26 protein-coding genes are annotated in these 25,608 nt (G+C 71.6%); 14 read left to right on the top strand and 12 right to left on the bottom strand.

Annotated features, from left to right (window positions below; translation table 11 throughout):
* Positions 1-211 precede the first annotated feature (211 nt).
* Together ABZ794_RS31190 and ABZ794_RS31185 are read left to right on the top strand one after the other, a co-directional pair.
* On the top strand, positions 212-505 hold the full coding sequence (locus ABZ794_RS31190) for a 4a-hydroxytetrahydrobiopterin dehydratase (RefSeq protein WP_357518923.1): 294 nt from the start codon (positions 212-214) through the stop codon (positions 503-505).
* Positions 502-1,656, top strand: a complete 1,155-nt coding sequence (locus tag ABZ794_RS31185; RefSeq protein WP_210785370.1) for an FHA domain-containing protein — start codon at positions 502-504, stop codon at positions 1,654-1,656. Before ABZ794_RS31190 ends, ABZ794_RS31185 begins: the two co-directional genes overlap by 4 nt.
* Before the next feature lie 53 nt (positions 1,657-1,709).
* Here ABZ794_RS31185 and rocD read toward each other — a convergent pair whose 3' ends face one another.
* The 3 genes from rocD to ABZ794_RS31170 all read right to left on the bottom strand — a co-directional run bounded on the left by rocD (position 1,710) and on the right by ABZ794_RS31170 (position 5,257).
* Positions 1,710-2,924 (bottom strand): ornithine--oxo-acid transaminase, encoded by a 1,215-nt coding sequence (rocD, locus tag ABZ794_RS31180; protein WP_357518927.1) that lies wholly within the window; start codon positions 2,922-2,924, stop codon positions 1,710-1,712.
* Positions 2,924-3,739 (bottom strand): dimethylargininase, encoded by an 816-nt coding sequence (gene ddaH, locus ABZ794_RS31175; RefSeq protein WP_357518925.1) that lies wholly within the window; start codon positions 3,737-3,739, stop codon positions 2,924-2,926. The genes rocD and ddaH overlap by 1 nt, the downstream gene beginning before the upstream one ends.
* Before the next feature lie 618 nt (positions 3,740-4,357).
* A complete protein-coding gene (locus ABZ794_RS31170; protein ID WP_307850606.1) occupies positions 4,358-5,257 on the bottom strand; it encodes a thrombospondin in 900 nt (299 codons plus the stop codon).
* Between the two features lie 309 nt (positions 5,258-5,566).
* Between ABZ794_RS31170 and ABZ794_RS31165 the strand changes: the two genes are divergently transcribed.
* Positions 5,567-6,376 (top strand): Fpg/Nei family DNA glycosylase, encoded by an 810-nt coding sequence (locus ABZ794_RS31165; RefSeq protein WP_210785369.1) that lies wholly within the window; start codon positions 5,567-5,569, stop codon positions 6,374-6,376.
* A 140-nt stretch (positions 6,377-6,516) separates the two neighbouring features.
* On the opposite strand, the gene ABZ794_RS31160 is transcribed toward ABZ794_RS31165, so the two are convergent.
* Positions 6,517-7,398, bottom strand: coding sequence for an aminoglycoside phosphotransferase family protein (locus ABZ794_RS31160; RefSeq protein WP_357518920.1), 882 nt, complete (start codon positions 7,396-7,398; stop codon positions 6,517-6,519).
* Positions 7,399-7,498: 100 nt separating this feature from the next.
* Here ABZ794_RS31160 and ABZ794_RS31155 point away from each other — a divergent pair, with 100 nt between their 5' ends.
* The 4 genes from ABZ794_RS31155 (at position 7,499) to ABZ794_RS31140 (ending at position 11,223) form a co-directional block, all read left to right on the top strand.
* Entirely contained in the window at positions 7,499-8,350 is an 852-nt protein-coding gene (locus ABZ794_RS31155; protein ID WP_357518918.1) for an LLM class flavin-dependent oxidoreductase, read from the top strand.
* On the top strand, positions 8,347-8,772 hold the full coding sequence (locus tag ABZ794_RS31150; RefSeq protein WP_210785366.1) for a nucleoside deaminase: 426 nt from the start codon (positions 8,347-8,349) through the stop codon (positions 8,770-8,772). Before ABZ794_RS31155 ends, ABZ794_RS31150 begins: the two co-directional genes overlap by 4 nt.
* A 235-nt stretch (positions 8,773-9,007) precedes the next feature.
* On the top strand, positions 9,008-10,273 hold the full coding sequence (locus ABZ794_RS31145) for an AGE family epimerase/isomerase (RefSeq protein WP_357518916.1): 1,266 nt from the start codon (positions 9,008-9,010) through the stop codon (positions 10,271-10,273).
* Positions 10,270-11,223 (top strand): carbohydrate kinase, encoded by a 954-nt coding sequence (locus tag ABZ794_RS31140; protein WP_357518914.1) that lies wholly within the window; start codon positions 10,270-10,272, stop codon positions 11,221-11,223. The genes ABZ794_RS31145 and ABZ794_RS31140 overlap by 4 nt, the downstream gene beginning before the upstream one ends.
* Before the next feature lie 184 nt (positions 11,224-11,407).
* Here the strand turns inward: ABZ794_RS31140 and ABZ794_RS31135 are convergent, their stop codons facing one another.
* The 3 genes from ABZ794_RS31135 to ABZ794_RS31125 form a co-directional block, all read right to left on the bottom strand.
* Positions 11,408-12,376, bottom strand: a complete 969-nt coding sequence (locus ABZ794_RS31135) for a LacI family DNA-binding transcriptional regulator (protein ID WP_210785390.1) — start codon at positions 12,374-12,376, stop codon at positions 11,408-11,410.
* A 72-nt stretch (positions 12,377-12,448) separates the two neighbouring features.
* Positions 12,449-13,828 (bottom strand): FAD-dependent oxidoreductase, encoded by a 1,380-nt coding sequence (locus ABZ794_RS31130; RefSeq protein ID WP_210785363.1) that lies wholly within the window; start codon positions 13,826-13,828, stop codon positions 12,449-12,451.
* A 23-nt stretch (positions 13,829-13,851) separates the two neighbouring features.
* On the bottom strand, positions 13,852-14,988 hold the full coding sequence (locus ABZ794_RS31125) for a glutamate--cysteine ligase (protein WP_357518912.1): 1,137 nt from the start codon (positions 14,986-14,988) through the stop codon (positions 13,852-13,854).
* 161 nt (positions 14,989-15,149) lie between these two features.
* On the opposite strand from ABZ794_RS31125, the gene ABZ794_RS31120 reads away from it, so the two are divergent.
* The 3 genes from ABZ794_RS31120 (at position 15,150) to ABZ794_RS31110 (ending at position 17,750) form a co-directional block, all read left to right on the top strand.
* On the top strand, positions 15,150-15,443 hold the full coding sequence (locus ABZ794_RS31120) for a DUF6412 domain-containing protein (protein ID WP_357518910.1): 294 nt from the start codon (positions 15,150-15,152) through the stop codon (positions 15,441-15,443).
* Positions 15,444-15,545: 102 nt separating this feature from the next.
* On the top strand, positions 15,546-16,301 hold the full coding sequence (yidC, locus tag ABZ794_RS31115; RefSeq protein WP_238688504.1) for a membrane protein insertase YidC: 756 nt from the start codon (positions 15,546-15,548) through the stop codon (positions 16,299-16,301).
* Positions 16,302-16,364: 63 nt separating this feature from the next.
* A complete protein-coding gene (locus tag ABZ794_RS31110; RefSeq protein ID WP_357518908.1) occupies positions 16,365-17,750 on the top strand; it encodes a cellulose binding domain-containing protein in 1,386 nt (461 codons plus the stop codon).
* A 51-nt stretch (positions 17,751-17,801) separates the two neighbouring features.
* On the opposite strand, the gene ABZ794_RS31105 is transcribed toward ABZ794_RS31110, so the two are convergent.
* Positions 17,802-18,473 carry a DedA family protein gene (locus tag ABZ794_RS31105; RefSeq protein ID WP_210785359.1) on the bottom strand — a complete coding sequence of 224 codons (672 nt, stop codon included), beginning with the start codon at positions 18,471-18,473 and terminating at the stop codon, positions 17,802-17,804.
* Positions 18,474-18,543: 70 nt separating this feature from the next.
* Positions 18,544-19,158 (bottom strand): DUF1349 domain-containing protein, encoded by a 615-nt coding sequence (locus ABZ794_RS31100; RefSeq protein ID WP_357518906.1) that lies wholly within the window; start codon positions 19,156-19,158, stop codon positions 18,544-18,546.
* A gap of 85 nt (positions 19,159-19,243) precedes the next feature.
* Between ABZ794_RS31100 and ABZ794_RS31095 the strand changes: the two genes are divergently transcribed.
* Positions 19,244-20,896, top strand: coding sequence for an alpha-amylase family protein (locus ABZ794_RS31095; protein ID WP_210785357.1), 1,653 nt, complete (start codon positions 19,244-19,246; stop codon positions 20,894-20,896).
* 43 nt (positions 20,897-20,939) lie between these two features.
* Positions 20,940-21,698 (top strand): 3-oxoacyl-ACP reductase FabG, encoded by a 759-nt coding sequence (gene fabG / locus ABZ794_RS31090; protein WP_357518903.1) that lies wholly within the window; start codon positions 20,940-20,942, stop codon positions 21,696-21,698.
* A 108-nt stretch (positions 21,699-21,806) separates the two neighbouring features.
* Here fabG and ABZ794_RS31085 read toward each other — a convergent pair whose 3' ends face one another.
* Complete coding sequence (locus ABZ794_RS31085) at positions 21,807-22,223, bottom strand: hypothetical protein (protein ID WP_210785355.1); 417 nt, start codon at positions 22,221-22,223, stop codon at positions 21,807-21,809.
* Positions 22,216-22,608, bottom strand: a complete 393-nt coding sequence (locus tag ABZ794_RS31080) for a hypothetical protein (RefSeq protein WP_181539482.1) — start codon at positions 22,606-22,608, stop codon at positions 22,216-22,218. Before ABZ794_RS31080 ends, ABZ794_RS31085 begins: the two co-directional genes overlap by 8 nt.
* A 322-nt stretch (positions 22,609-22,930) precedes the next feature.
* Between ABZ794_RS31080 and ABZ794_RS31075 the strand changes: the two genes are divergently transcribed.
* Positions 22,931-23,833: a Gfo/Idh/MocA family oxidoreductase gene (locus ABZ794_RS31075; protein ID WP_238688510.1), complete on the top strand. Its 903-nt coding sequence runs from the start codon at positions 22,931-22,933 to the stop codon at positions 23,831-23,833.
* Between the two features lie 153 nt (positions 23,834-23,986).
* Here the strand turns inward: ABZ794_RS31075 and ABZ794_RS31070 are convergent, their stop codons facing one another.
* The gene (locus ABZ794_RS31070) at positions 23,987-24,178 is read right to left on the bottom strand and encodes a DUF2795 domain-containing protein (protein WP_210785757.1); all 192 of its coding nucleotides are present in this window, start codon (positions 24,176-24,178) and stop codon (positions 23,987-23,989) included.
* Between the two features lie 128 nt (positions 24,179-24,306).
* Between ABZ794_RS31070 and ABZ794_RS31065 the strand changes: the two genes are divergently transcribed.
* Positions 24,307-25,563 (top strand): erythromycin esterase family protein, encoded by a 1,257-nt coding sequence (locus ABZ794_RS31065; RefSeq protein ID WP_238688511.1) that lies wholly within the window; start codon positions 24,307-24,309, stop codon positions 25,561-25,563.
* The last annotated feature ends 45 nt before the right edge of the window (positions 25,564-25,608 follow it).

Genomic DNA, 25,608 nt, shown 5'->3' with positions numbered 1-25,608 from the left:
TTTTCCGTTTGGGGGCTGTGTCACCTGACCGTGGTGGGCGGGCCGCTGGGCGGCTGAAGCCCAGGCCCGTTGCGCGGGTGAAACTATTTTTTTCGGCGGGGGGCATTCTGACGATGCCGCCCCGCCGTCGCGTTCCTGGCAGTTCGCTCCGCCACCGCCACCGCCGGTGGCGCGTCCGGTCAGCCAGCCGCCCCACCGGTAGGGTCTGGTCATGGCAGACCTGCTCACCGCGGACGCGGTGCGAGAAGAGCTGAGCCGGTTGCCCGACTGGTCGGGTGACCCGACCGGCATCGGTCGTGACGTCCAGCTCGGCAGTTTCCCGGCGGCCATCGCGGTGGTGGACCGGGTGGCGACGGTGGCCGAGGAGCTCGACCACCATCCCGACATCGACATCCGATGGCGGACCCTGACCTTCCGCTGTGTCACGCACTCGGCCGGCGGGGTCACCCACCGGGACGTCGAGCTGGCCCGGCGAATTGACGACATCGTCCGGAGTGCGGCATGAGATTCGAGATCAGCAAGGTTCTGGATGCCATCGAGGGTCGGGTCTGCACGGACCCGTCACTGGCCCGAGCCGTGGTCGACCTGGCCGAAGTGATCCGCTACCAGGACATCGACGGTGGCCGACCGGCCAGCCTGCTACGCCTCGGCATGGTCATCGACGCGCTCTCCCGCGAGCTGGAGGAGGACAGCGTCCAGGTCTACGCGGTGGTGCACCGGGCGTTGCTCTCCGACGCCGACCTCACCTCGAACGAGCGGATGGTCGTCCGCCGCTGGGCCGACGACGGGCTCGTCGAGGTGCTTGACAACCCGGGTGACCGGATGTTGGAGGTCGCTGACCTGCTCGGTCTGCCGGTGCTCAGCCGGGTCCGCTTCGACGGGTTGCGCGGTCGGTTCCCGTGGCTGGTCGAGCAGCCCGGTCGGGTGGTCGCACCAGTGCCGGGTGCCGGCGGGCCGGTGTTCATCGCGCACGTCGGTGGCGGGCACTCGCCGGTGGCCGGCAAGCGGTCGCCGACCGGCGTCAAGCTGCTGGCCCGCCAGTGGCGCTGCCCGGAGTCGGGCTGCGCGCTGTTCGGCGGCGGTGGTGGGGGCGGCGCGTTCGCCGACCTGGCCGGGGGTGCCGACCGCAGCCCCGCAGCGCAGCCGCCGCCCGCGCTGCGGGCCGGCGTGCCCACCTGCCCCCGGCACGGCGTACGGCTCGGTGACGCCGGCCCGCGTCCGCGTACCGAGGTGCTCGCGGTGCGCGTCGGTGGCCTGGTCCGACGGCGGTTCGTGCTCAGCGAGGAGCAGCCGATCGTGGCCGGCCGGGCTCCCGAGCAGGACGGCGGGATCATGCTCGGGCAGTGGCTCAACGACGAGGCCCGCCGGTGGATCAGCCGTGGTCACGTCCGCTTCGAGCTGCGGGTCGGCGAGGTCATCGTGACCGACGTCAGCACCAACGGCTCCGGCATCCGCCCGGCCGGTTCGATGACCGAGTCCGACCGGATCCCGCTGGCGCCGCAGCAGTCCCGGGTGCTGGGTGAGAACGACATGGTGGAGCTGTACCCGGGGGTGCAGATCGGTCGGGCCGAGGAGTTGCCCACCGGTGCCCCGTTCACCCCCACCTCGGTGATGGCCGAGGCCCCGACGATGGCCATGCGCCTGCCCCGCCCCTGATGCGAAAGGCGGGCGCCGGAACCCCGACGCCCGCCTTTCACCACGGTCCTGGGTCAGCCGGCCAGCACCTCGGCCAGCTGGGTCACCGCCAGGTCGATCTCCTCCTCGGTGATCACCAGCGGCGGGGCGAGCCGGATGGTGGAGCCGTGGGTGTCCTTGGCGAGGATTCCGCGCGCGGCAAGCCGCTCACACGCCTCCCGACCGCTCATCAGCGCCGGGTCGATGTCCAGACCGGCCCACAGGCCACGGACGCGTACCCCGACCAGCCCCTTGCCGAGCAGCCCTTCCAGGCCGGCCCGCAGCCGCTCACCCAGCTCGGCCGAGCGGCGCTGGAACTCGCCGGTGGCCAGCAGCCGGACCACCTCGATCGCCACCGCGCAGGCGAGCGGGTTGCCGCCGAAGGTGGAGCCGTGCTGACCGGGCTTGAGCACGCCGAGCACGTCGGCGTTCGCAGCCACCGCGGACACCGGCACGATGCCGCCGCCGAGCGCCTTGCCGAGCAGGTACATGTCCGGCACGACGCCCTCGTGGTCGCAGGCGAAGGTCGCGCCGGTACGCCCCAGACCCGACTGGATCTCGTCGGCGATGAACAGCACGTTGCGCTCGGTGCAGACCTGGCGTACGCCCGGCAGGTAGCCCTCCGGCGGCACCACCACACCCTGCTCACCCTGGATCGGCTCCAGCAGCACGGCCACTGTGTTCTCGTCGATCGCGGCGGTCAGCGCGGCCAGGTCGCCGTACGGCACGACAGTGAACCCCGGGGTGTACGGCCCGAAGTCGGCGCGGGCGTCCTCGTCGGTGGAGAAGCTCACGATGGTGGTGGTCCGGCCGTGGAAGTTGCCCTCGGCGACCACGATGTTGGCCTGCCCGGCGGCCACGCCCTTGACCTGGTAGCCCCACTTGCGGGCCACCTTGATCCCGGTCTCCACCGCCTCGGCGCCGGTGTTCATCGGCAGCACGAGGTCCTTGCCGCACAGCTCGGCCAGTTCCCGGCAGAAGTCGGCGAACTGGTCGTGGATGAACGCCCGGCTGGTCAGCGTCAGCCGGTCCAGTTGGGCGTGCGCGGCGGCGATCAGCTGCGGGTGCCGGTGGCCGAAGTTCAGCGCGGAGTAGCCGGCCAGGCAGTCCAGGTAGCGGCGGCCGTCCACATCGGTGAGCCAGGCGCCCTCGGCGGACGAGATCACCACCGGCAGCGGGTGGTAGTTGTGCGCGGTCCAGCGCTCGGCGTCCCGGACCGCTCCCGGCGTACGCAGCTTGTCATCCACTATCACTTGCTTGCCTTTCCCTGACGGAGTCGCAGCGTGCAGCACTTCGGTCCGCCGCCGGCCTTACGTAGCTCGGACAGGTCGATCCCGATGGTCTCGTAGCCCCGGTCGCGCAGCTTGGCGGCCAGGTCGGTGGCCTGCGCGGGCAGCACCACGTGCCGCCCGTCGCTGACCGCGTTCAGCCCCAGCACCTCGGAATCGGCCATGGTGGCGTGCACCGCGTCGGGGAACAGCCGGCGCAGCACGGCCTGGCTGCCCGGGGAGAACGCCTCCGGCAGGTACGCCACGGTCCGCTCGTCGAGCACTGTCAACGCGGTGTCCAGGTGGTAGAAGCGTGGGTCGACCAGTTGCACGGTGATCACCGGGTAGCCGAAGACCTCCTGCAACTGGGCGTGTGCGGCGTGCGCCGTGCGGAAGCCGGTGCCGGCGAGCAGGTGGTCACCGGCCAGCAGGACGTCGCCCTCGCCCTCGTTGACGTGCTTCGGGTCGTACATCTGGAAGCCGGCGGCCTCGAACCAGGCCCGGTACGCGGGCGCCTCGTCGGCGCGCTGCGGGTCGCGGAACTGCACGGCCATCGCCTTGCCGTCGATCACGGTGCCGCCGTTGGCGGCGAAGACCATGTCGGGCAGGCCGGGCACCGGAGTGATCTCCTCGACGGTGTGGCCCAGGTCAAGGTACGTCTGGCGCAGCTGCTCCCACTGCCGGACGGCCAGTGCGGCGTCGACCGGCGCGCTCGGGTCCATCCAGGGGTTGATCGCGTAATCGACGGCGAAGTACGTCGGCCGGCACATCAACAGGCGCTGGCTGGTGGCGTCCATCGTCATTGTCCTGCTCCCAGGGGTCGGGCGCGCCCGGCCACCGTGGCCCACGGGCTGGCGCCGTTGCTCAACGGTATGCGGCGTCAGCGGCAGGATCCACCACCGAGAGTTGCGCAGACCGGAGATTCGTTGCGTGTAGCGGGCCATCTGAAACGAATCGTTGCGTTGGAGCGTGGAGGCGCCGGTGGCCGGTGGGCCGGTGGCCGAGAGCTGTGGGCCGAGAGCCGGGGCCCGGGAGCCGGCGGGCTCGCTCGCAGCCTTTGCTCTGCTGCCCTATGTGCACCACCAGACCGGGCCACCCGCACCGACGAGTACCGGATCCGCCGGCCACTTTTCGGCGCCGCGCGACGGTCGCCTGCCGGACGGACGCCCCGTGGCGCATATAGGTATGCAGAGCAAAGGGTGTTGTATGTGGTTCTCCCGGCTGCGGGGACGCACGAGATCGCCGCTCGGCGACCTGGACCGGAAGGAACCGTCGAACCCTGGAAACACTTCAGGGGCGGCGAACCGCCGCCCCTGAAAGGGTGTCGCCCGGCCGGTGAACCACCGGACTGATCGGGCTGCCGGCGAACCGCCGGCTGTTCGCCGGTGCATCACCGGCGAGCGGAACAGTGCCCGCTAGAAACGATCCACAAACTGTGAGTCAAGCCACTCTCGGAAGCGCGGCACCCAGTCGCCGTCGGTGGTCGGCCAGTCGAACTGCCCGGTCATCGCGAGCACCCCGATCACGACCGCGGCCAGCCCGATCAGCACGCCGAAGAGCGCGTCGGTCTTGCCGGCGACGTGCCGACGACGGGTGGCCATCAGGCCGAGCACCGCGAGCACCGCACCGAATGCGCCGAGCCCGATGCCGTACCCGGCCAGGGTCCCGGTCAGCACGAACATCGCGCCGGCGACCGAGACGATCAGGCCGAGGGTGGCGAGCAGGCTGGCCCGCGGCTTCGGGCCACGCGTCACCGGCGGCTCGGGCGTGCTCACGCCCGGCGTCGGGTCGACCGGGCGGTCCGTGGTGACCCGATCGGTGGAGTCGGGCCGACGGGTGGTGCTGTCGGGGTCGGCGCCCCGCTCGGCGGTGCGCGCCGTGGCCGGGGCGACGGTGGGCCGGGAGTCGGTTTCCACCGTGCGGGCCGTGCGGGGCTCGGGTGTGACCGGGCTGGTCGTGCCGGTCACCGGCTCGGGTGCGACGGGGCGGGTCGTGCCGTTCACGGGCTCGGGTGCGACCGGGCGGGCGGTGCCGCGGGGCTCGGTCTCCGCCGGTCGCGCGGTGGCGGCTCGGGCCACCGCCGCCCGCTCGTTGGCCCGCCGCTCGGCCTCGCTGGTCTGGCTGTCGGTCGCGCCGGCGCTGCGGTACGTCGTCTGGTCGGCGTCCCGGTCGGTGACCACCGGGCGACCGACGCCGTCGTCGGACTGCCCGGTCTCGGTGACCGGGGCGTCACGGCCGTCCACGCGGCCGTCGAGGTTCTCGTCCCGCGTCGGTGCCGGCTCGGACCGGCGGGACAGCGAAGGAATCCTGACCACTACACACCTCCTGATGAATGCGTGGTGGCCGACGGAAAGGGTGGCACCCACGCGGTGTCGCCCCTCAAATACCCACCTGGGCGTTTCCTGACACCAATCCTGGGTACGGACGCTGAGACGGCCTTGACCGGCCCGGTTGGCCGTCGTCGACTCGGTTGCCTGGAAGTCGCGGTGTCCCGTCTCCGTGGACACCCTGGTTTCCTGAAACCCGGGTCGATCAACGCGGCGGGGACCGGGTTGATCGGGCGGCGGCGGGCCCGAGCCGATCAGCGCGGTCCGGTCGGGCGGGGCTGGCTATCCTTGGCACCTGTGCCAGAGGGACACACGATCCATCGCCTGGCGGCCCGGCACGCCGAGCTGTTCGCCGGGGACAAGCTGCACGCCGCCAGCCCGCAGGGCCGCTTCGCCGAGGGCGCCGCCCGGCTCTCCGGGACCGTGCTGGAGGGCACCGAGGCGTACGGGAAGCACCTGCTGCACCACTACGCCGGCGAGCTGACGTTGCACGTACACCTCGGGTTGTACGGCAAGTTCACCGACGGACCGGGGGAGCCGCCGGAGCCGGTCGGGCAGGTGCGACTACGGCTGGCCAGCGACCGGCACTGGCTCGACCTGCGTGGGCCGACGGCCTGTGAGCTGCTCACCCCACCCGAGGTGGCCGCGCTGCGGGACCGACTCGGGCCGGATCCGTTGCGCGCCGACGCCGACCCGGAGCGGGCGTACGCCCGGATCGCCCGCAGCCGCACCCCTCTCGCCGCGCTCCTGCTGGACCAGTCGGTGGTGGCCGGCACCGGTTTGATCTTCGTGACCGAGGCGCTGTTCCGGGCGGGACTGCCGCCGACGATGCCGGGCCGACAGTTGACCAGGACCGGCTGGGACGCGCTCTGGGTCGACCTGGTCGGCTTGATGCGGCTCGCGGTCGAGCACGGCCGGATCGACACGGTCCGCGACGCGCACCTGCCGGAGGCGATGGGCCGGCCGGCGCGGGTGGACCGGCACGGCGGCGAGGTGTACGTCTACCGCCGCCCGGGAGCACCCTGCCACGTCTGCGGCACCGAGGTCAGCCGCGGCGAACTGGCCGCCCGCAACCTCTACTGGTGCCCCACCTGCCAGACCACCTAACCCGCCCCGCCCCACACCGGCGCCGATCTTGCAGTTTCTGTTGTCGACATGGGCGGATATGCGCCGTAGGTCGGGACAGAAAGTGCAAGATCGCGGGGCTGGGTCGGGTAGCGCCGCCCCCGTGATCGCCGAGCCCGGCCTCAGTCGGTGTCGAGCAGCCAGCGGACCACCTCGATCTTCTCGGGGAAGACGGTGTCGTCGGCGAGGCTCCAGGACAGCGTGTGCCCGACCGTCCAACCCCGGACCCGTTCCCGGTCCAGGCCCAGTTCGGTGCTGAGCCGGTGCAGTCGATGCCGGACGGCGGCCGGTGAGTGGCCCAACTCCGGGCCGCGCACCATCGGCACGACCGAGAACTCCCGTTCCCCGATGAGCGGCTTCGGGTCGATCGCCAACCACGGCCCTCGGCCGGCGGCGAGCGCGTCGGCGGCGAGGATGTTGCCGGCGTGCAGGTCCTGGTTGACCAGCACCTGCTCGCCCTGGCTCGACGCCAGGCCGGTGAGCAGGTCGAGCGCCGCGTCCAGCAACCGCCGCTCGTACGGCCGACCGGCCCGTTCCCAGGACCGGGGCATCCGGTCGATCCAACCGGCGGCCTCCTGCGCCAGCGGGGTGAACGGCGCGCCGGCCGGTCGCCAGAGCCGGGGGAGCAGTCCGACCACCACGTCCAGGGCCCGGTCCGGCGAAAGATCGTGCAGGGGGGTGCCGGGCTGGCAGCGTTCGAGCAGCAGGGCACGCCGCCCGGGGTCGTGGGTGAGCAGACGGATCGCCCCGTGGCCGTCCCAGTGGGCCAAGGCATCGGCCTCGTACCGGCTCTCCTCGTCGGGGTACTGCAGCTTCAGCACCGCCGCAGTGCCGTCGGGCAGGTGGGCCGGGAGTGCCAGTGACGCGTACGCCTGCCGGAAGGGCGGCCCGACCCGCAGCGACCAGCGCTCGGCGCACTCGTTCAGCCACGTCGGGAGTGCGGCCAGCCAGGCGCGACCCGACGATGTTCCGCGTACCCAGTCGAGTCCCTCGGGCAGATCCATCCGGTGCTCCTGAGTCGTGCGGCGATTCGTGCCGGCTGCCAGGTGATTCAGCCCGGCCACGGGCGTTCACACATCGGTCCACAGTGGCTAGCGTGGACGGGTGCAGATTGGTGTGAACGTACCGAACTTCGCCCCGGGTACCGACCCCGACGTGCTGCGTCGGTGGGCGCAGACGGTGGAGGGTCTCGGCTTCGACCTGTTGATGGTCTCCGACCACGTCGTGGTGACCCCGGACGTGGCCGAGCAGTATCCGGCGCCGTTCTACGAGCCGTTCACCACGCTGTCCTGGCTGGCCGGGGTGACCAGCCGGGTTCGGCTGGGCACCACGGTGCTCATCGTTCCGTACCGGCACCCGCTGCTCACCGCCCGGATGGCGGCGAACCTCAACCGGCTCAGCGGCGGCCGGCTCGTCCTCGGTGTCGGCGTCGGCTGGGCCCGGCAGGAGTTCGAGGCGCTCGGCGTGCCGTTCCGGCAGCGCGGCGCGCTGACCGACGAGTACCTGCACACCATGCGCGAGGCCTGGCAGGACACCGACGACTACGACACGGCGGCGATCCCGATCTGGGTCGGCGGCAACAGCGAGGCCGGCATGCGCCGCGCGGTACTGCTCGGTGACGCCTGGCACCCGCTGCGGGTCAGGCCGGGACGGTTGGCCGAGGCGGTCGGACGACTGACGGACATCGCCGACGAGTTGGGTCGCCCGGTGCCCGCGGTGGTGCCGCGGATCGCGCTCCAGGAGACCCGAGAACCGATCACCTACCCGGACCGGCTCGCCGGTGCCGGCACCATCGATCAGATCGTCGCCGACCTGGACAAGCTACGTGCGCTCGGCGCGGAGACGGTGGTGCTGGACCCGTTCAACGGCGACCTGACCGAGATCCGCCAGCCCGAACGCGCCTGGCGGACCCTTGCGGCAGTGGCCGCACATCACGCAACCCAGGAGGACCGATGACCCCCGACGACGAGAAGTTTCTCCGCCACGCCGTGGAAATCGCCAGGCGGGCGGGAGCTTCCGGCGAACGGCCGTTCGGCTCGTTGCTGGTCGACGCGGCCGGCGTCGTCCTGATCGAGGACCACAACACAGTGGTCTCCGACGCGGACATCAGCGCTCATCCGGAGTTGAAGCTGGCCCGGTGGGCGGCTCGGGAACTTGCCCCCGAGGTAGCCGCCGGCACCACCATGTTCACCAGTTGTCAGCCCTGCGCGATGTGTGCGACGGCGATCGACCGGTCCGGCCTCGGGCGGGTGGTGTACGCGCTGTCCACCGAGCAGTTCGAGGAGGTCAAGCCGGCCACCCCGCCGCTGCCTCCGGTCCGCTATGAGGGGCCGGCGTTGTTCGATGAGGCACGCCAGCCGATCGACGACTACTACTGACCGGAGCTGCCCCGCGGCGGTGTGACGCAGCCGGAATTGACAGTCGGCCGGCTGCCGGAGCAGGGTTGAGCGGTGACAACGATGTCAACGGGCAAATGGGAGGATAAACCTCCCGCCGCGCGCCGACCCTGGCCAGTCGATTCGTGGCGTACCGTTGGCGGTTTTGCGGCGCGGACCCGGTCCGTCGCCGATCCTGGCCGTATGTCCCTTTCCTACCCGACGGTGACCAGCTGAGATGACCGACGTGCCCCGATCCGACGCTGTAACGACCCCTGCTCCGGCGGGGTCACCAGACCTGCCCGATCTGGACGAGTTCCTCGTCGACCAGACCCGGACGCTGCTCGACACCGCCCGCCGCTCGGTCCGGCCTGAGGGCGGTTTCTGGTGGCTCACCGACGACCGCACCCCGGATCGCGGCGAACCGATCCAGACCTGGATCACCTGCCGGATGACCCACGTGGCCGCCCTCGCCCACCGTAACGGCGACCCGGACGCCGCCGCCCTGGTGGACCACGGGATCGCCGCGCTCAGCACGCTGCTGCGCGACGACCAGTACGGCGGCTGGTTCGGCGCGGTGGACCAGCAGGGAGCGCCCGTCAACGACCGCAAGGCCGGCTACGACCACGCGTTCGTCCTGCTCGCCGCCTCCAGCGCCGCGCGCGCCGGACGGTCCGGCGCGGACCGGCTGCTCGCCGACGTGCTCACCGTCGTGCGGGACCGGTTCTGGGACGACGACGCCGGCGCCGTCCGCGAATCGTGGAACCGGGACTGGACGGTCACCGAGGACTACCGGGGCGCCAACAGCAGCATGCACATGGTCGAGGCTTTCCTCGCCGCTGCCGCCGCCACCGGCGACGCGAGCTGGGCCGACCGGGCCCTGCGGATCGCCACCCACCTCGTGCACGGTGAGGCGGCCCGACACGACTGGCGGCTGCCCGAGCACTTCACCACCGACTGGACGCCGCTGCCCGACTACAACCGGGACCAGCCCGCCGACCCGTTCCGGCCGTACGGCTCCACGATCGGGCACTGGCTGGAGTGGGCCCGGCTGCTGCTGGAGTTGGAGGCGGTGCTGCCGCAGCCACCCCGCTGGCTGCTCGCCGACGCCCGCGCCCTGTTCGCCGCCGCCGTGCGTCGCGGCTGGGCGGTCGACGGCGCGGACGGCTTCGTCTACACCATCGACTGGGACGACCGGCCGGTGGTGCGCTCGCGGATGCACTGGGTTCTCGCCGAGGCCATCGGTGCGGCGATCACCCTGCACCGCCGCACCGGGGACACGGTCTACCTCGACTGGTACCGGGTCTTCTGGGCGTACGCCCGTCGCAGTCTCATCGATCAGACCGGATGGCGGCACGAGTTGGACGCGCAGAACCTGCCCTCCGACACCGTCTGGCACGGCCGACCGGACGTCTACCACGCCTACCAGGCGGTCCTGCTGTCCCGCGCGGCCGACGGGCTCGGCGGCCCCGGCCCGCTCGCACCGGGGGAGGTGACCGCGTGATCGTCGTCGCGGGTGAGGCGCTGATCGACCTCGTCGTCACCGCCGAGGGGCAGCGGGCCGTGCCCGGCGGCTCCCCGGCGAACGTCGCGGTCACCCTGGCCCGGCTCGACCAGCCGGTACGGCTGCTGGCCCGACTCGCCAGCGACGAGTACGGTCGGCAACTCGTCGAGCATCTGAGCGCCAACCGGGTGGACCTGGAGTGGGCGGTACGCGCCGAGGAGCCCACGTCGGTGGCGGTGGCCACCCTGAACGCCGCCGGGCAGGCCAGCTACGAGTTCCGGCTGGCCGGTGCGGCCGACTGGCAGTGGACGCCGCAGGAGCTGCCCGAGCTGGCCGGTTCACCGACGATCGCGCTGCACACCGGATCCCTCGCGCTCGCGTTGGCACCCGGCGCGGACGCCCTGGAGGGCCTGCTCGCCCGGGAACGCCGGCGCGACGGGCTCACCGTCTCCATCGACCTCAACCTGCGCCCGAGCATCGTCACCGATCGGGCGGCGGAGCAGGAGCGGGTACGCCGGCAGATTCGCCTCGCGCACCTGGTGAAGGCCAGCGACGAGGACCTGGCCTGGCTCTACCCGGACCGTTCGGTGGCCGACGTGATGACCGAATGGCGGACGGCCGGCGTGTCCTGCGCCGTGGTGACCCGGGGCGGGGACGGCGCCTGGCTGCTCGCGCCGGACGGCTCGCTGCACGAGGAGCCGGCGGTCCGCACCACGGTGGTCGACACCGTCGGTGCCGGCGACTCGTTCACCGGTGGCCTGCTGGCCGCGCTGGCCGACCTCGACGCGCTCGGTGACCGCCCTGCCGACCGGCTCGCCGCGGTGACCCGGCAACAGTGGGGTGCGGTGCTCCGGCAGGCCGCTACTGTGGCCGCGCTGACCTGCGGCCGTCGGGGTGCCGACCCGCCCCGCCGCTCGGAGGTAGCGGCCCGCCTCACCCCCGCAAACTGACTCCTTTGCTCTGCACCCGCGGATGCGACGGCTACGAGCCGTGACCGGCCGTGACCGGCCGTGACCGGTGCGCATGAGGGTGCAGAGCAAAGGAGGGGGCAGGGGGTTGTCGGCCTTGCTCCTCCGGGGCCAGCACGTCCTGCTCAACGCTCGCGGTTCCGCCACCGGATGGGGTGGGCGGGGGTCAGGTGAGGCCGCGGGGTCGGAGCCGCGTGGGGAGCACCGTGGTTGTCGGTGGGGAGTCGTCGCCGGCTATGCGCTCGAACAGCCGTTCTGTGGCGACCCTCGCCAGCTCCCGGGTGTCGTAGGCGACGACGGTCAGCGGTCGGGGCATCAGGTGAGCCAGCTCGAAGTCGTCGAAACCGACCAGCGCGGCGTCACTGCCCCGCCGGTGCAGCTCCTGGAGCGCGCCGACGGTGAGCCGGTTGTTGGCGCAGAAGAACGCGGTGGGCGGCTCCGGAAGGTCGAGCAGCGCGGCGACCGCCCGGCCGGCTTCCTCGGGAGCGATGAGCCGTTCACGGATCAGCGACTCGTCCGGCTCGACTCCGGCGGCGTCCAGCGCCGCCCGTGCCCCGGCCAGACGCTCGCGCATGGTGGGCACGCTCGGCGCGCCGAGCAGCAGCCCCACCCGTCGGTGCCCCTCGTCGAGCAGCGCGCTCACCCCGGCGCGGCTGCCACCCCGGTTGTCCAACAGCACGGCGTCGGCCTGCAGCCCCTGCGGCGGCCGGTCCAGGAACACCACAGGCATGCCCAGCTCGACCTCGCGGCGCAGGAACGAGTGGTCGAGGCCCGCCGGCACCACCAGCAGGCCGTCGACCCGGCGCTGGGTGAAGTCCTGGAGCAGGGCGCGTTCCCGCTCCGGGTCCTCCTCCGACGATGCGGTGATCAGCATGGTGCCGTGGGCGGCGGCGATCTCGGCGGCGACGCTGGCGATGGTCGCGTAGAACGGGTTGGCGATCTCCTCGATCAGCAGCCCCACTGTGGCGTTGAGCTGCCGCGAGCGCAGGTTACGAGCGATGTCGTTGCGCCGGAAGCCCAGCTCGGCGATGGCGGCCAGCACCCGGCCGACCAACTCCTGCCCCACCGGCTCGTCGTTCACGACCCGGGAGACCGTCTTCAGGCTGACGTCGGCCCGCCGGGCCACGTCGACCATCGTGGGACGCCGACGCACTGTCGGCCGGGTCGGGGTCTGGGTCACGGGGTGGTCCTCCACGGCGGGCGCGGGTCAACGGTCGAGAGCGGCGAGCGCGTCGACCGCTTTTCGGGCAGCGATGAGCACCGGATCCCACACCGGCGCGTACGGCGGAGCGTAGCCGAGGTCCAGCTGCGTCATATCGTCCACCGTCATGCCGTTCCACAGCGCCACGGCCAGCGAGTCGATCCGTTTGGCCGCCTCGGACCAGCCGACGATCTGCGCGCCGAGCAACCGGCCGCTGGGGCGCTCGGCGATCAGCTTGACGGTCATCGGCCGGGCACCCGGGTAGTAGCCGGCCCGGTTGGTCGACTCGGCGATCACCGAGACGAACTCGAAGCCGGCAGCCGTGGCGTCGCGCTCGCGCAGACCCGTCCGACCCACCTCCAGGTCGCAGACCTTTGTCACCGCCGTGCCGATCACGCCCGTGAAGGTGGCGTACCCGCCACCGATGTTGATTCCGGCGACCCGGCCCTGCTTGTTGGCGTGCGTGCCGAGCGGCACGTGCACCGGCAACCCGCTGATCCGGTGCAGGGTCTCGACGCAGTCGCCGGCCGCCCAGACCCCGGGGTGCCCGGGCACCCGCATCCGCCGGTCCACCCGGATCGCGCCGGTCGGCCCGAGGGGCAGCCCGGCCGCCTCGGCGAGCGCGGCGTTGGGGCGTACGCCCAGACCCATGACCACGACGTCGGTCGGGATCGGCCCCTCGGCGGTGACCACGGCGGACACCCTGCCGTCCCGCTCCTCCAGGCCGGTCACCGGCAGGCTGCCGCGAATCGTGATGCCGAGGCCGCGCATCGCCTCGGCGACCAGCTCGCCCATGTCGCTGTCGACGGTCGACATGGGCTGCTCGCCGGCTTCCACCAGGGTCACCGAGAGGCCGCGTTGGATGAGGGCCTCGGCGATCTCGACGCCGATGTACCCGCCGCCGACCACAACGGCCCGGCGCGGTTGCGGGTCGGCGTCCAGCCAGTCGCGTAGCGCCGCACCGTCGTCGAGGGTCTGCATGCCGAACACGCCGCCCGCGTCGGTGATCGCCCACGACGGTTTCACCGGCACCGCGCCGGTGGCGTACATCAGGTCGTCGAAGCGCTCGCGGACCTCGCCGCCGCCCTTGAGGTCCCGGGCCACCACCTCGCGGCGTTCCAGGTCGATGGCCGTGACCTCGTGGCGCATCCGGACGTCCATCGCGTACTCGGTGCGGAACGTCTCCGGGGTGCGGGCGATCAACGCCTCGGGGCCGGGAACCAGGCCGCTGATCCAGTACGGGATGCCGCACGCCGAGTAGGAGGTGAAGTGGCCCCGCTCGAAGACCACGATTTCCAGGTCGCCACGGTCACGGCGGCGTCTGGCCTGGGACGCCGCCGACATTCCGGCGGCGTCCCCGCCGATGACGATCAGCCGTTGCGCCACGGGTTCATCCTGTCACGCGGTGATCAGCCGCGGGTCTGCCGTGCGACGTCCTGCACCACGTCGGTGAGTCGGCCGGTGCGCTCGAACACCGCGCGCTGCCGCGCCGCGCCGCTGCCGTGCCGGCGCAACCCGCCCAGCAGGTCGGTCACCTCGGCCCAGTCGCCGTGCTGCTCCAGCGCCGGCCGCATCCGCTCCACGAACCGGTCCAACAGTTCCCAGGCTGGGCGCAGCTCACCGTTCGTGACGTCGACGGCTTCACCTTCCAGGCCGTCATGGGCGGCCCGCCAGTGCGCGCCGACCAGCAGGTGGTGGTCGGTCTGCAACGCCGGCCGGCCGGCCTCGACATCCGCCATGGCGGTGGCCACCAGCGCCCGGACCAACGCGGCGACCAGCACCGCGTCGTCCACCGACGGGCAGACGTCGCCGATCCGCAGTTCCACTGTCGGGTACTTCGCCGACAGGCGGGCGTACCAGTAGAGCATCCCCTCGTCGAGCATCACCCCGCTGGAGATCAACTGGCGGATCAGCCGCTGGTAGTGCTCGTGCGACTCCAGGAACGGCGTCGGCGCCACCGACGGCCAGCGCTCCCACTCCACGGAGCGCCAACTGGCGTAGCCGGTGTCCTCGCCCCGGGAGAACGGCGAGTTGGTGGTCACCGCGTGCAGCATCGGCATCCACGGCCGTACGTGGTTGAGCACCTGCACACCGGTGTCCGGGTCGGGCACCCCGACGTGTACGTGCATGCCGTTGTTGCCGGGGCCGGGGACGAGCAGCCGGAACCGCTCGATCATCCGGTCGAAGCGGGGCTTGTCCACCACTGGCGGCACCGGGCCGTCCACCGGGCCGGTGCCGATGGCGAGCAGGCGTACGCCGGCCCGCTCGGCGGCGTCGGAGAGCGCCCGACGCAGTACGCCGAGGGAGTGCCGGATCGACGAGAGTTCCAGGCCGGGCGGGCTGCCGATCTCGATCTGACTGGTCTGGAACTCCCGCTCCACCTGCCCGCGAAGTTCGGCCGGCACCTGCTCCATGACCAGGTCCACGGCCGGAACCGCGGCCCCGGTGTGCGGATCGACGAGCAGGAACTCCTCCTCGACACCCACGGTGAGCAACCCGGTCGCCGCAGCCATGTCGCTGGGCGCCTCCGCCACCTGACCGGTCATCGACATCACCCGTCCGTTCCTACCGTCGCGGTCCGTCCGCGTTGGTCCTTCGTTGGTTACCCAACGTGGCGATGCCGGGAAACGTGGCGGCGGCGCGCCGTACTCGGGGCGGGCCGCCGGATTCGGCTGGGTGAGGTGACAGCGGGTCCTATGCTGGGCCCGTGCCGGTGCTGCTGGGCTATGTCGGGGTCGCGTGGATGTCCGCGTTCGCCCAGCTCACAGTGCTCGCGGGCCGTCCGGTCGACCTGCTGGCGGGCGCCGCGTTGACCGCCCTGGTGCTGCTCGCGGTGGTGCTGGCGGCCCGGGTGCACGACCGGGCGGGCGTGCCCGGTGCCGGTCGGCGGTGGGCCGGGCTGCGGGCCCGCTCCCGAAGCCGCCGAATGCCTCGCCAGATCGACCCGGATGCGGCCGGTCGTCCTCGTCCCCGTGCTCCGGGGCACCCCTCGGCCGCGTAGCGCCACGCCGCCGCGCGGCCGATCCCGCCGTCACCGGCCCCCCTTGTTGAGCGGACACCGCCCGGGGGAGGGCCTCACCGGAATCGGACCGAGGGGTTTCCCATGCTTGCCTTCGCACCGCTGCACGACGCTGTCGCCGCTGCCGGCAGCGCGCTGTCCTGGCTCACCGAGCTGCTCGAACCACTGGCCGGCGGCGGAGCGACCGCCGCCGCCATCGTGCTCTTCACCATCGCCGTCCGCCTGCTGATCTCGCCGCTGACCGTCGCGCAGGTCCGCGGCGAGCGGCGCCGCGCGGCGCTCGCCCCGCAGGTGCGTGACCTTCAGAAGCGGTACGCGGACGACCCGGCGACGCTTCAGCGGGAGGTGTTCACGTTGTACCGCGAGGCCGGCGCGAACCCGATCGCCGGCTGCCTGCCGCTGCTCATCCAGGCACCGTTCCTGCTGGTGCTGTACCGGTTGTTCAGCACCAGTGAGGGTGGCACCGGGTTGCTGGACGAGCGGTTGGCCGGGGTGCCACTGGGTCACCATCTCAGCGACGGGCTGGCCGGTGCGGCCGGACCGCTGTTCGGCGTACTGCTGGTGGTGTTGCTGGTGGTGGCCTGGTGGTCGTCGCGGCGGGCCCGGCGGGCGTCGGCGGCGGTGGGCACGGTGGCCGGTACGCCGACCGAGGGACCGGGGGCGGCCACGCTCGGCCGGCTGCTGCCCCTGCTGCCGTTCACGACAGTGCTGGTGGCGCTGGTGCTGCCGCTCGCCGCGGTGATCTACCTGGTGACCACCAGCGTGTGGTCGGCTCTTGAGCAGGCGGTGCTCCGCCGCCCGCAGGCGGTCTCGACGCGCCCTCTGGACAGAAACAGTTAACTGTCTTAATAATTGGCAGCAACGTTGACGTCCATAAATGCCCGTCCGGGCCCGGAGGGTCGCATGAAACGCTCCAGATCGCTTGTCCTGTCCCTCGTCGCCGCCCTCGCGGCGACACTCGGCGCGGCCTGGGTGGCGCTGCCCGCGTACGCCGCCGGCGCCACCGCCAGCTTCGTCAAGACCGCCGATTGGGGCTCCGGCTGGGAGGGGAAGTACACCATCACCAACGGCGGCAGCTCGACCATCAACGGCTGGAGCCTCGCCTTCGACCTGCCGTCCGGCACCACCCTCGGCAGCTACTGGGACGCGTTGCTCAGCTCGTCCGGCCAGCGGCACACCTTCACCAACCGATCCTGGAACGGCACGATCGCCCCCGGCGCGTCGGTCTCCTTCGGCTTCCTGGCCAGCGGCTCCGGCTCACCGGGCGGCTGCCAGCTCAACGGCGCGTCCTGCGGCGGCGGCACCCCACCCACCACGCCGCCACCCACCACGCCGCCACCCACCACCCCACCGCCGACGACGCCCCCGCCGACCGACCCGCCCACCGGTGGGTTGCCGAAACACCTGCTCACCGGGTACTGGCACAACTTCGACAACCCCGCCGTCGAGCTGCGGCTACGCGACGTCCCCGCCGAATACGACCTGGTGGCGGTCGCCTTCGCCGAGGCCACCACGACTCCCGGCGCGCTCACCTTCGGCGTCGACCCCGGGCTGGCCGCCGCGCTCGGCGGCTACACCGACGCGGACTTCACCGCCGACGTCCGCACCCTGCACAGCCGGGGCAAGCGGGTGATCCTCTCCGTCGGTGGTGAGACCGGCCGGGTCACAGTGAACAACGCCGCCTCGGCCGCCGCGTTCGCCGACACGGCCGCCGCGTTGATCGCCCGGTACGGCTTCGACGGGATCGACATCGACCTGGAGAACGGGCTCAACCCCACGTACATGGCGCAGGCGTTGCGAGCGCTGCGGGCCACTGTCGGGTCGGGGCTGATCATCGCGATGGCGCCGCAGACCATCGACATGCAGAACCCGGCCGGTGGCTACTTCAAGCTGGCGCTCGACATCAGGGACATCCTCACCGTCGTCAACACCCAGTACTACAACTCCGGCGCGATGCTCGGCTGCGACCAGAACGCCGCATACGGCCAGGGCACCGTGAACTTCATCGTCGCGTTGGCCTGCATCCAATTGGAGGCCGGGCTCCGCCCCGACCAGGTCGGCCTCGGCCTGCCCGCCGGAGCGGGGGCGGCCGGTGGCGGCATCGTCGCGCCCAGCGTGGTCAACGCCGCCCTGGACTGTCTGGCCCGGGGCACCAACTGCGGCAGCTTCCGCCCACCGCGCACCTACCCCGGCATCCGGGGCGCGATGACCTGGTCGGTGAACTGGGACGTCAGCAACGGCAACGGCTTCGCCAACACGGTGGGCCCGCACCTGGACACCCTGCCCTGAGCGCGCTCGCCGGCGTCCGGTCAGGACGCCGGCGGTAGGCGGTAACGCGGATCAGCGACCGGCGGTCACCGACCGCCGGTCGTCGCGACCCCGACGCTTGCGAACCTTACGGATCGCCCAACTGGCCACCATCACGACGAAGACCGCGGCGATCGCGTAGTTGAACCAGTCGCTGTAGCGCTCGACGTCCTGCCAACGGCGCCCGAGCGCGTAACCCGCGCCCACGATGAGACCGTTCCACACCCCGCTGCCGATGGTGGTGAGCAGGATGAACTCACCCAGCGGCATCCGGTTGGCCCCGGCCGGCACGGAGACCAGGCTGCGGACCACCGGCACCACCCGGCCGATCAGCACCGCCCACCGGCCGTGCCGCTCGAACCACTTGTCGGCCTTCTCCAGGTCGTCGCTGTCCACCAAGGGGATGTGGTCCAACCAGCGCTTGAGCCGTTCCTCGCCCAGCGCCGCGCCCAGCCAGTAGAGCACCAACGCGCCCACCAGCGAGCCGACCGTCGCGGCCAGCACCACGAGGAAGACGTTGAACTCGCCCTCGTGCGCCAGGAAACCGGCGAGCGCCAGCACGATCTCACTGGGGATCGGCGGAACGATGCTCTCCAGCGCCACCAGCAGCGCCACTCCGACCGGACCCATCGCCTCGATCACCGAGGCCACCCAGCCGGTCAACCCGGTGAACTCGGACGGGTCGCCAGCCTGGGCGTACGCCATAGGTCGTCCTTCCGGTCCGCTTTCGGGGATCGGAGGGTCATACCCGGCGGGGCCCGAACTACACCTGCGCTCAGTGCTCCGGGTGCAGCACGGTGTCCGCCGGCCCCTGTCGCCAGCCAGTGAACACCACTGTCAGGCCGGCGCGGGACGGCGCGCAGCAGAACGGGCCCGCGACGGCCTCGGCCGTCGGGTCCAGCGGGGCGAGCCGGACCAGTCGCCACGGCTCGTCGTCGACCCGGGCGCGGACGGTCAGCGCGTCACCGGCCCGGCTCACCCGGACGGTCACCTCCCGGCCCGCCCACTCCGGCACCGGCCCCACCGACCAGTCGGAGAACTCCCGGGTCACCACCGCGCCGAGCTGCGCCTCGCCGTCGCTCACCTCCACGCCCGCCTTGGTCCAGGTCCGTTCGTCGACGCGGACGAACGCACCGGCCTGGTCGAACTGGGCCGAGAAGTCGAGCCGGAAGCTCACCTCCATGGCGGCACCCACCGGCAGCGGCGCCAGCAGCGCCGGGCCGTTGTCGTGCACGAAGCCGTAGCTGGTCCGCCGCCAGAAGTCGCTCTCCGCCGCCGGCTCGACGATCAACTCGCCGGCCGGGCCCTCCTCGACGCGTACCGGCGGGTGCAGCCAGCTGCCCCGGGACCAGTCCAACAGTTCGCTCGGCGGTACGAGGTCGTTCTCCATGGCGGCACGGTAGCCAACGCCACCCCGCGCCCGCCGCCCGCCGGACGGGTTTGCCGCGGTGATCGAACGGAGATGTTCCTCCGGCATGGGTGACCGTTGGTATTCCGAAGCCGTCGTCTACTGCCTCGACATCGACACGTACGCCGACTCCGACGGCGACGGGGTCGGTGACATCCGTGGGCTGATCGGGAGGTTGGACTACCTGGCCCGGCTCGGGGTGACCTGCCTGTGGCTGCACCCGATCCACCCGTCGCCCAACCGCGACGACGGCTACGACGCCACCGACTTCTACAACGTGGACCCGCGCTTCGGCACCCTGGGCGACTTCGCCGAGCTGCTGCACCAGGCGCAGAACCGGGGCATCCGCGTGATCATCGACCTGGTGGTCAACCACACCTCGGACGAGCACCCGTGGTTCCAGTCCGCCCGCTCCTCGCCGGACTCGCCCTACCGGGACTGGTACGTCTGGTCCGACACCGAGCCGGACGACAGGCACCAGGGCATGGTCTTTCCCGGCGAGCAGGACGAGACCTGGAGCTACGACCGGACCGCCAAGGCGTGGTTCTACCACCGGTTCTACAAGTTCCAGCCGGACCTCAACTTCGCCAATCCGCAGGTCCGGGACGAGATCAAGAAGATCATGTCGTTCTGGCTCCAGCTCGGCGTCTCCGGCTTCCGGATGGACGCGGTGCCGTTCATCATCGAGCTGACCGAACCGGGCAACCCGAACTCCCCGAAGGACTTCGAGTTCCTGACCGAGATGCGCCAACACGTCCAGTGGCGCCGCGGCGACGCCGTCCTGCTGGCCGAGGCGAACGTCGAACCGGACCAGCTACCGACGTTCTTCGGCGACGCCAGCGGTTCCGGCAACCGGATCCACATGCTCTTCGACTTCATGCTCAACGGGCGACTCATGCTCTCCCTGGCCCGCCAGGACCCGGAGCAGTTGATCGACGCGTTGCACGACACCCCGAAGCTGCCGGTCGGTGGGCAGTGGGCCACCTTCCTGCGCAACCACGACGAGATCGACCTGTCCCGGCTGACTACCGAACAGCGCAACCAGGTGTACGCGGAGTTCGGCCCGGACGAGAACATGCGCATCTACGACCGGGGCATCCGTCGCCGGCTCGCCCCGATGCTCGGCAACGACCGGCGGCGCATCGAGCTGGCGTACGCCCTGCAGTTCTCGATGCGCGGCACGCCGGTGCTGCGATACGGCGAGGAGATCGGGATGGGTGAGGACCTGTCGCTGCGCGGCCGGGACTCGATCCGTACCCCGATGCAGTGGTCGTACCAGCCGAACTCCGGCTTCTCCACGGCGGACCCGGAGAAGCTGGTCCGCCCGGTCATCGACAAGGGTGAGTTCGGCTACCAGACGGTGAACGTCACCGCCCAGCGGGGCGACCCGAAGTCACTGCTCGCCTGGTTCGAGCGCATGATCCGTACGCTGCGGGAGGCGCCGGAGATCGGCTCCGGCTCGACCAGCCACATCGACGTGCCGGTGCCGCCCGGCGTGCTGACGCACCGGGCGGACGGGCCGACCGGGACGATGGTCTTCGTGCACAACCTGGGCACCGACGACGTCGAGGTGGATCTCAGCAGCCTCGAACCGGAGGCCGACCTGCCGATCGACGTGCTCGCCGACCGTGGCTACGGAGAGTTGGGCAAGCTCGGCGCGGTGAAGGTCTCCGGCCACGGATACCGGTGGATTCGCCTATGCCGGGGGTCGGCCTGTTGAGGTTAAGCTCCTCCGATCGACCCCAAGTTACCGGGAGGTAATCATGTCGGAGGAGTCCCGCGTCGCCATCGTCACCGGAGCCGCACGCGGCATCGGCGCGGCCACCGCCCGACGGCTGGCCGCCGACGGAATGGCAGTCGCCGTGGTCGACATCGAGGAGGCGGCCACCAAGGAGACGGTGGACACCATCGTCGGCGCCGGTGGCCGGGCGCTCGGAGTGGGCGCCGACGTGTCCGACCGGGACCAGGTCGAGGCGGCGGTGAGCCGCATCGCCGCCGAGCTGGGCGCGCCCACCGTGCTGGTCAACAACGCCGGTGTGCTCCGCGACAACCTGCTGTTCAAGATGACCAACGCCGACTGGGACACGGTGATGGGGGTGCACCTGCGCGGCGCGTTCCTGTTCAGCCAGGCCGCCCAGAAGCACATGGTGGACAGGAAGTGGGGGCGGATCGTCAACCTCTCCAGCACCTCCGCGCTGGGCAACCGGGGCCAGGCGAACTACGCCGCCGCCAAGGCCGGTCTACAGGGCTTCACCAAGACGCTCGCCATCGAGCTGGGTCCGTTCGGGGTGACAGTGAACGCTGTCGCGCCCGGCTTCATCGTCACGGACATGACCGCGGCCACCGCCGCCCGCATGAAGGTCGACTTCGACGACTTCCAGAAGCACGCCGCCGCCGAGATCCCGGTCCGCCGCCCGGGGCGGCCGGAGGACGTCGCGCACACCATCTCGTTCCTGGCGAGCGACGGCGCGGGCTTCGTCTCCGGTCAGGTCATCTACGTCGCGGGCGGCCCACGGGACTGACCCGTACCCCCGACGAGGGCGCTCCGGCAGGTGGGCCGGCGCCCTCGTCGCCGGGCCTCGTCGCCGGGTCAGCCGGGTCGGCACCGGGTCAGCCGGTTGAGCGGCGGGTCAGGCGGGGGCGCGGCGGGTGCGCCAGAGCCAGATCAGGCCGAGCACCGGCAGCACCAGTGGGATGTAGCCGTACCCGCTGCCGAACTGCGACCAGACCGTCTCGTCCGGAAAGAGGTCCTTGTCGACCAGGCTCAGGATGCCGACCGCGACCACCCCGACCAGCTCCACCGAGCAGCACGCCAGCGCGACCCGACGGCCGGTGTGACCGGCGCGGGCCAACCCCACCGCCGCCACGATGTAGATGAGCGCGGCCACCCCGGAGAGCAGGTACGCCACCGGCGCCTCGTCGAACTTGGTGGCGAGCTGCAGGCCCGCCCGACTCGTCGCCGCGATCGCGAAGAGCAGGTAGACCGCGATCAGCAGCCGACCCGGGCCGGAGTTCGTGCGCTGCCGAGCCGGTCCTGTCTCAACCACCGAGGACCTCCCAGGTCTGTTGCAACCGGACCACCACCACCGGGGTCACCAGGCAGACCGCACACACGATCGCCGAACCCCAGCGGGTCGGTTCCATCCGGGCCAGCACCCAGGCCAGTGGCGGCAGGCACACCAGCGTGACGAGGTAGCCGAAGAACGCGCCGGGCTCGCCGGGCCGATCCCCGCCGCCGACCGCGACGAGCGCCAGCACGCTCAACACCAACAACGCCACTTCGAGTACGGCCAGACCGACGAACTGCACCCGGTCCGGCGGTCGGTGGCGTACCGCCGCCACCAGCGCCCACACCGCCACGAGCAGCGACAGCACGATCGGCACTGTCGCGACGATCCCGTCCACCGGCGAATCGGCGCCCACGCTGGTCACCGGCGCCACCCGGTCGTTGCCTCGGTCACCGGCACAGCCTACTAACCGTCGTAGTAACGGGGTGCCCTGCCTCTCCGCGTGTGACGCGCACCCGTCCAGGGGTCCGCAGCCCCGGTGCCACGCTTCTCGGACGGGGTCAGCCGCCTGCTTGCAGCCAGGAGACGGAGACGGCGAGGAGCGGGTCCGGTCCGTCGTTGTGAATCTGGAAATGAAGGTGAGCTGCTTCGATTGGTCGAACCCGCCGCCGTCATGGCCGCCCGGGCGACTAGCGTGGATCACGTCCGTGGCGTTGTCGCGGTGCGGGGAAACAGCGGAGGTACACGTGCTGCGGTTCGGCTTGTTCGGCACCGGTCACTGGGCGATCGAGACGCACGGGAAGGCGCTGCACGCCCATCCCGACGCGGAGTTGGTCGGGGTGTGGGGCCGCAACCCGGAGCGGGCCTCCGCACTGGCCGAGCGGTACGGCGTGCCCGCCTACGCCGACGTCGACGCGCTGATCGAGCAGTGCGAGGCGATCGCCGTCGCCCTGCCGCCGGACATCCAGGCCGACATCGCGGTCCGGGCCGCCCGCGCCGGCCGCCACCTGCTGCTGGACAAGCCGCTGGCGCTCAGCGTGGCCGACGCCGACCGGGTCGTGGCCGCCGCCGAGGAGTCCGGGGTCGCCTCGGTCGTCTTCTTCACCCAGCGGTTCCAGCCGAACGTGACCGCGTTCCTCGCCGCCACCGCCGCCGCCGGGGGCTGGCAGCACGGCCGGACCACCGCGTTCGCCTCGATCTTCCAGGACGGCAGCCCGTACGGCGGCTCGTTGTGGCGTCGGGAGCACGGTGCGCTCTGGGACATCGCCCCGCACGCGCTCTCGATCCTCCTGCCGGTGCTGGGCCGGGTGACGCAGGTGGCGGCAATGGACGGACCGAACGGGATGGTGCATCTGCTGCTCACCCACGAGGGCGGTGCCACGAGCAGCGCCTCGCTCTCCCTGGATGCCCCGACCGAGTCGATGGCCCGGGAGTTCGTGTTCTACGGCGAGAACGGCATCGAGAACGTCCCGTTCGGCGAGAACGACGCCGCCACCGCGTTCGGCGTCGCCATCGACCAGCTGGTCGAGCAGGTGCGGGCCGGCACCCGGGACCACCGCTGCGACGTCCGCTTCGGCCGCGAGGTCGTCACCATCCTCGCCGCCGCCGAAACCGCCCGAACCGAATCCCGCACCATCCCCCTCCCCTAACACCCCACCCCACCCCACCCACCCCAACCGCCAGCCCAAGTTGATCAAGAGGTTTGCGTCACGACACGCCACGCGGCATGACGCAAACCTCTTGATCACCCGGGTTCGGGCTGGGCGGGGGCCGGGTTGGGGCTGGGGTTGGGTTGGGCGGGTTTAGGTGGGGGTGGAGAGGGCGGCGTTCAGTTCGTCGGGGGAGTTGAACTGCTCGGGTGTTAGGGCCTGGAGCATCTGCAACATTGCCGTGCTGGCCCCGTTCTCCTGACCCCAGCGGATCAGGTCCTCCCGCGAGACCGGGTAGTCGAGCCCGGCCAGGTACTCCTGCAACTGAACCCCGGTGACGGTCATGTCGGCCGGCTACCCGCTCGCGGTGGTCGTACACCGGCGGGGTTGGGGCCCACGACGGCCCGGCGGTCGGCGTGTCGGCCCGCGACGCGCGCACGGTTTGCCGCAGCGGCGGCCGGGTAGCCGCTGGCATGCTGGTTCAGCGGCTCGGCGCGCCGAGCGATTTCGACCCGTTGCTGGAGCGCGTTCGGAACGCCAGGGTGGTGATGATCGGTGAGTCCACCCACGGCAGTTACGACTACTACCGGTTGCGCGAGCAACTCACCCGCCGGTTGATCGCGGAGTGCGGTTTCTCCTTCGTCGCCGTGGAGGGTGACTGGCCCGACTGCGATCGGGTGCACCGTTCGGTGACGGCCGCGCCGGGCGGCGCGCTCGAACCGCAGCTCGCACTCGACCAGTTTGAGCGATGGCCGACCTGGATGTGGGCCAATGCCGAGGTGGCCCGGTTCGCCAGCTGGTTGCGGGCCTGGAACGTGGAGCGGCCGGAGGAGCAACGGGCCGGGTTCCACGGCCTCGACGTCTACAGCCTCTGGGAGTCGATGCAGGCGATCTTCGACTACCTGGGGGAGGAGGACCCGAAGTCGCTGGAGGCGGCGCAGGACGCGTACCGGTGCTTCGAGCCGTACGGCAAGAGGGTCGAGGAGTACGGTGCGGCCAGCCGGTTCGTCTCCGCGCGGTGCGAGGAGGAGGTTGTCCGGTTGCTCGCCCGGACCCGCGAACACGCCCTCTCCGACGGCCCGGACCGCTTCTCGGCCTGGCAGAACGCGGAGGTGGTGGCCGGCGCCGAACGCTACTACCGGGCGATGGTGGCCGGCGGGCCGGACTCGTGGAACATCCGCGACACCCACATGCAGGACACCCTGGACCGGCTGTTGGACCGCTACGGCCCCGACGCCCGGGGCATCGTCTGGGCGCACAACACGCACGTCGGGGATGCGCGGGCCACCGACATGGCCGCCGACGGCATGGTCAACATTGGTCAGTTGGCCCGGGAACGGCACGGCGAGGACGCGGTGGCCCTGGTCGGCTTCGGCAGCTACCGGGGCACTGTGATCGCCGCACCCCGGTGGGGTTCACCGCCCGAGGCGATGGTGGTGCCCCCGGCTCGGGAGGGTTCGATCGAGCGGCGGTTGCACGAGCTGATGCCGGAACGGGCGGTGCTGATCTTCGGCGGTGACGACCAGCCGGGCTGGGTCACCGAGACCGTGGACCACCGGGCGATCGGGGTCGTCTACGACCCGTCGTTCGAGTCCTGGGGCAACTACGTGCCCACCCGGCTCGGCGACCGCTATGACGCCTTCATCTGGTGCGATGACACCACGGCCCTGCATCCGCTACCGGTGCCGGCGGTCCCCGGCGAGATGGAGACCTACCCGGCGGGCGTCTGACGCCCGCTCGATCGCATCGATCATGGAGTTGTGGTGCTGGACGAA

Origin of the sequence: Micromonospora sp. NPDC047187 (genome assembly GCF_040643355.1) — a bacterium.
Classification (GTDB): domain Bacteria; phylum Actinomycetota; class Actinomycetes; order Mycobacteriales; family Micromonosporaceae; genus Micromonospora; species Micromonospora salmantinae.
Note: the sequence above shows the minus strand (reverse complement) of the source record. Positions and strands in the feature narration are given on the sequence as shown.

Coding starts and splice junctions, on each gene's coding strand:
- ABZ794_RS31190 (WP_357518923.1), top strand. CDS start 212: ATGGCAGACCTGCTCACCGCGGACGCGGTGCGAGAAGAGCTGAGCCGG.
- ABZ794_RS31185 (WP_210785370.1), top strand. CDS start 502: ATGAGATTCGAGATCAGCAAGGTTCTGGATGCCATCGAGGGTCGGGTC.
- ddaH (WP_357518925.1), bottom strand. CDS start 3,739: ATGGACGCCACCAGCCAGCGCCTGTTGATGTGCCGGCCGACGTACTTC.
- ABZ794_RS31160 (WP_357518920.1), bottom strand. CDS start 7,398: ATGGATCTGCCCGAGGGACTCGACTGGGTACGCGGAACATCGTCGGGT.
- ABZ794_RS31150 (WP_210785366.1), top strand. CDS start 8,347: ATGACCCCCGACGACGAGAAGTTTCTCCGCCACGCCGTGGAAATCGCC.
- ABZ794_RS31145 (WP_357518916.1), top strand. CDS start 9,008: ATGACCGACGTGCCCCGATCCGACGCTGTAACGACCCCTGCTCCGGCG.
- ABZ794_RS31135 (WP_210785390.1), bottom strand. CDS start 12,376: ATGGTCGACGTGGCCCGGCGGGCCGACGTCAGCCTGAAGACGGTCTCC.
- ABZ794_RS31125 (WP_357518912.1), bottom strand. CDS start 14,988: ATGACCGGTCAGGTGGCGGAGGCGCCCAGCGACATGGCTGCGGCGACC.
- yidC (WP_238688504.1), top strand. CDS start 15,546: ATGCTTGCCTTCGCACCGCTGCACGACGCTGTCGCCGCTGCCGGCAGC.
- ABZ794_RS31110 (WP_357518908.1), top strand. CDS start 16,365: ATGAAACGCTCCAGATCGCTTGTCCTGTCCCTCGTCGCCGCCCTCGCG.
- ABZ794_RS31105 (WP_210785359.1), bottom strand. CDS start 18,473: ATGGCGTACGCCCAGGCTGGCGACCCGTCCGAGTTCACCGGGTTGACC.
- ABZ794_RS31100 (WP_357518906.1), bottom strand. CDS start 19,158: ATGGAGAACGACCTCGTACCGCCGAGCGAACTGTTGGACTGGTCCCGG.
- ABZ794_RS31095 (WP_210785357.1), top strand. CDS start 19,244: ATGGGTGACCGTTGGTATTCCGAAGCCGTCGTCTACTGCCTCGACATC.
- fabG (WP_357518903.1), top strand. CDS start 20,940: ATGTCGGAGGAGTCCCGCGTCGCCATCGTCACCGGAGCCGCACGCGGC.
- ABZ794_RS31070 (WP_210785757.1), bottom strand. CDS start 24,178: ATGACCGTCACCGGGGTTCAGTTGCAGGAGTACCTGGCCGGGCTCGAC.
- ABZ794_RS31065 (WP_238688511.1), top strand. CDS start 24,307: ATGCTGGTTCAGCGGCTCGGCGCGCCGAGCGATTTCGACCCGTTGCTG.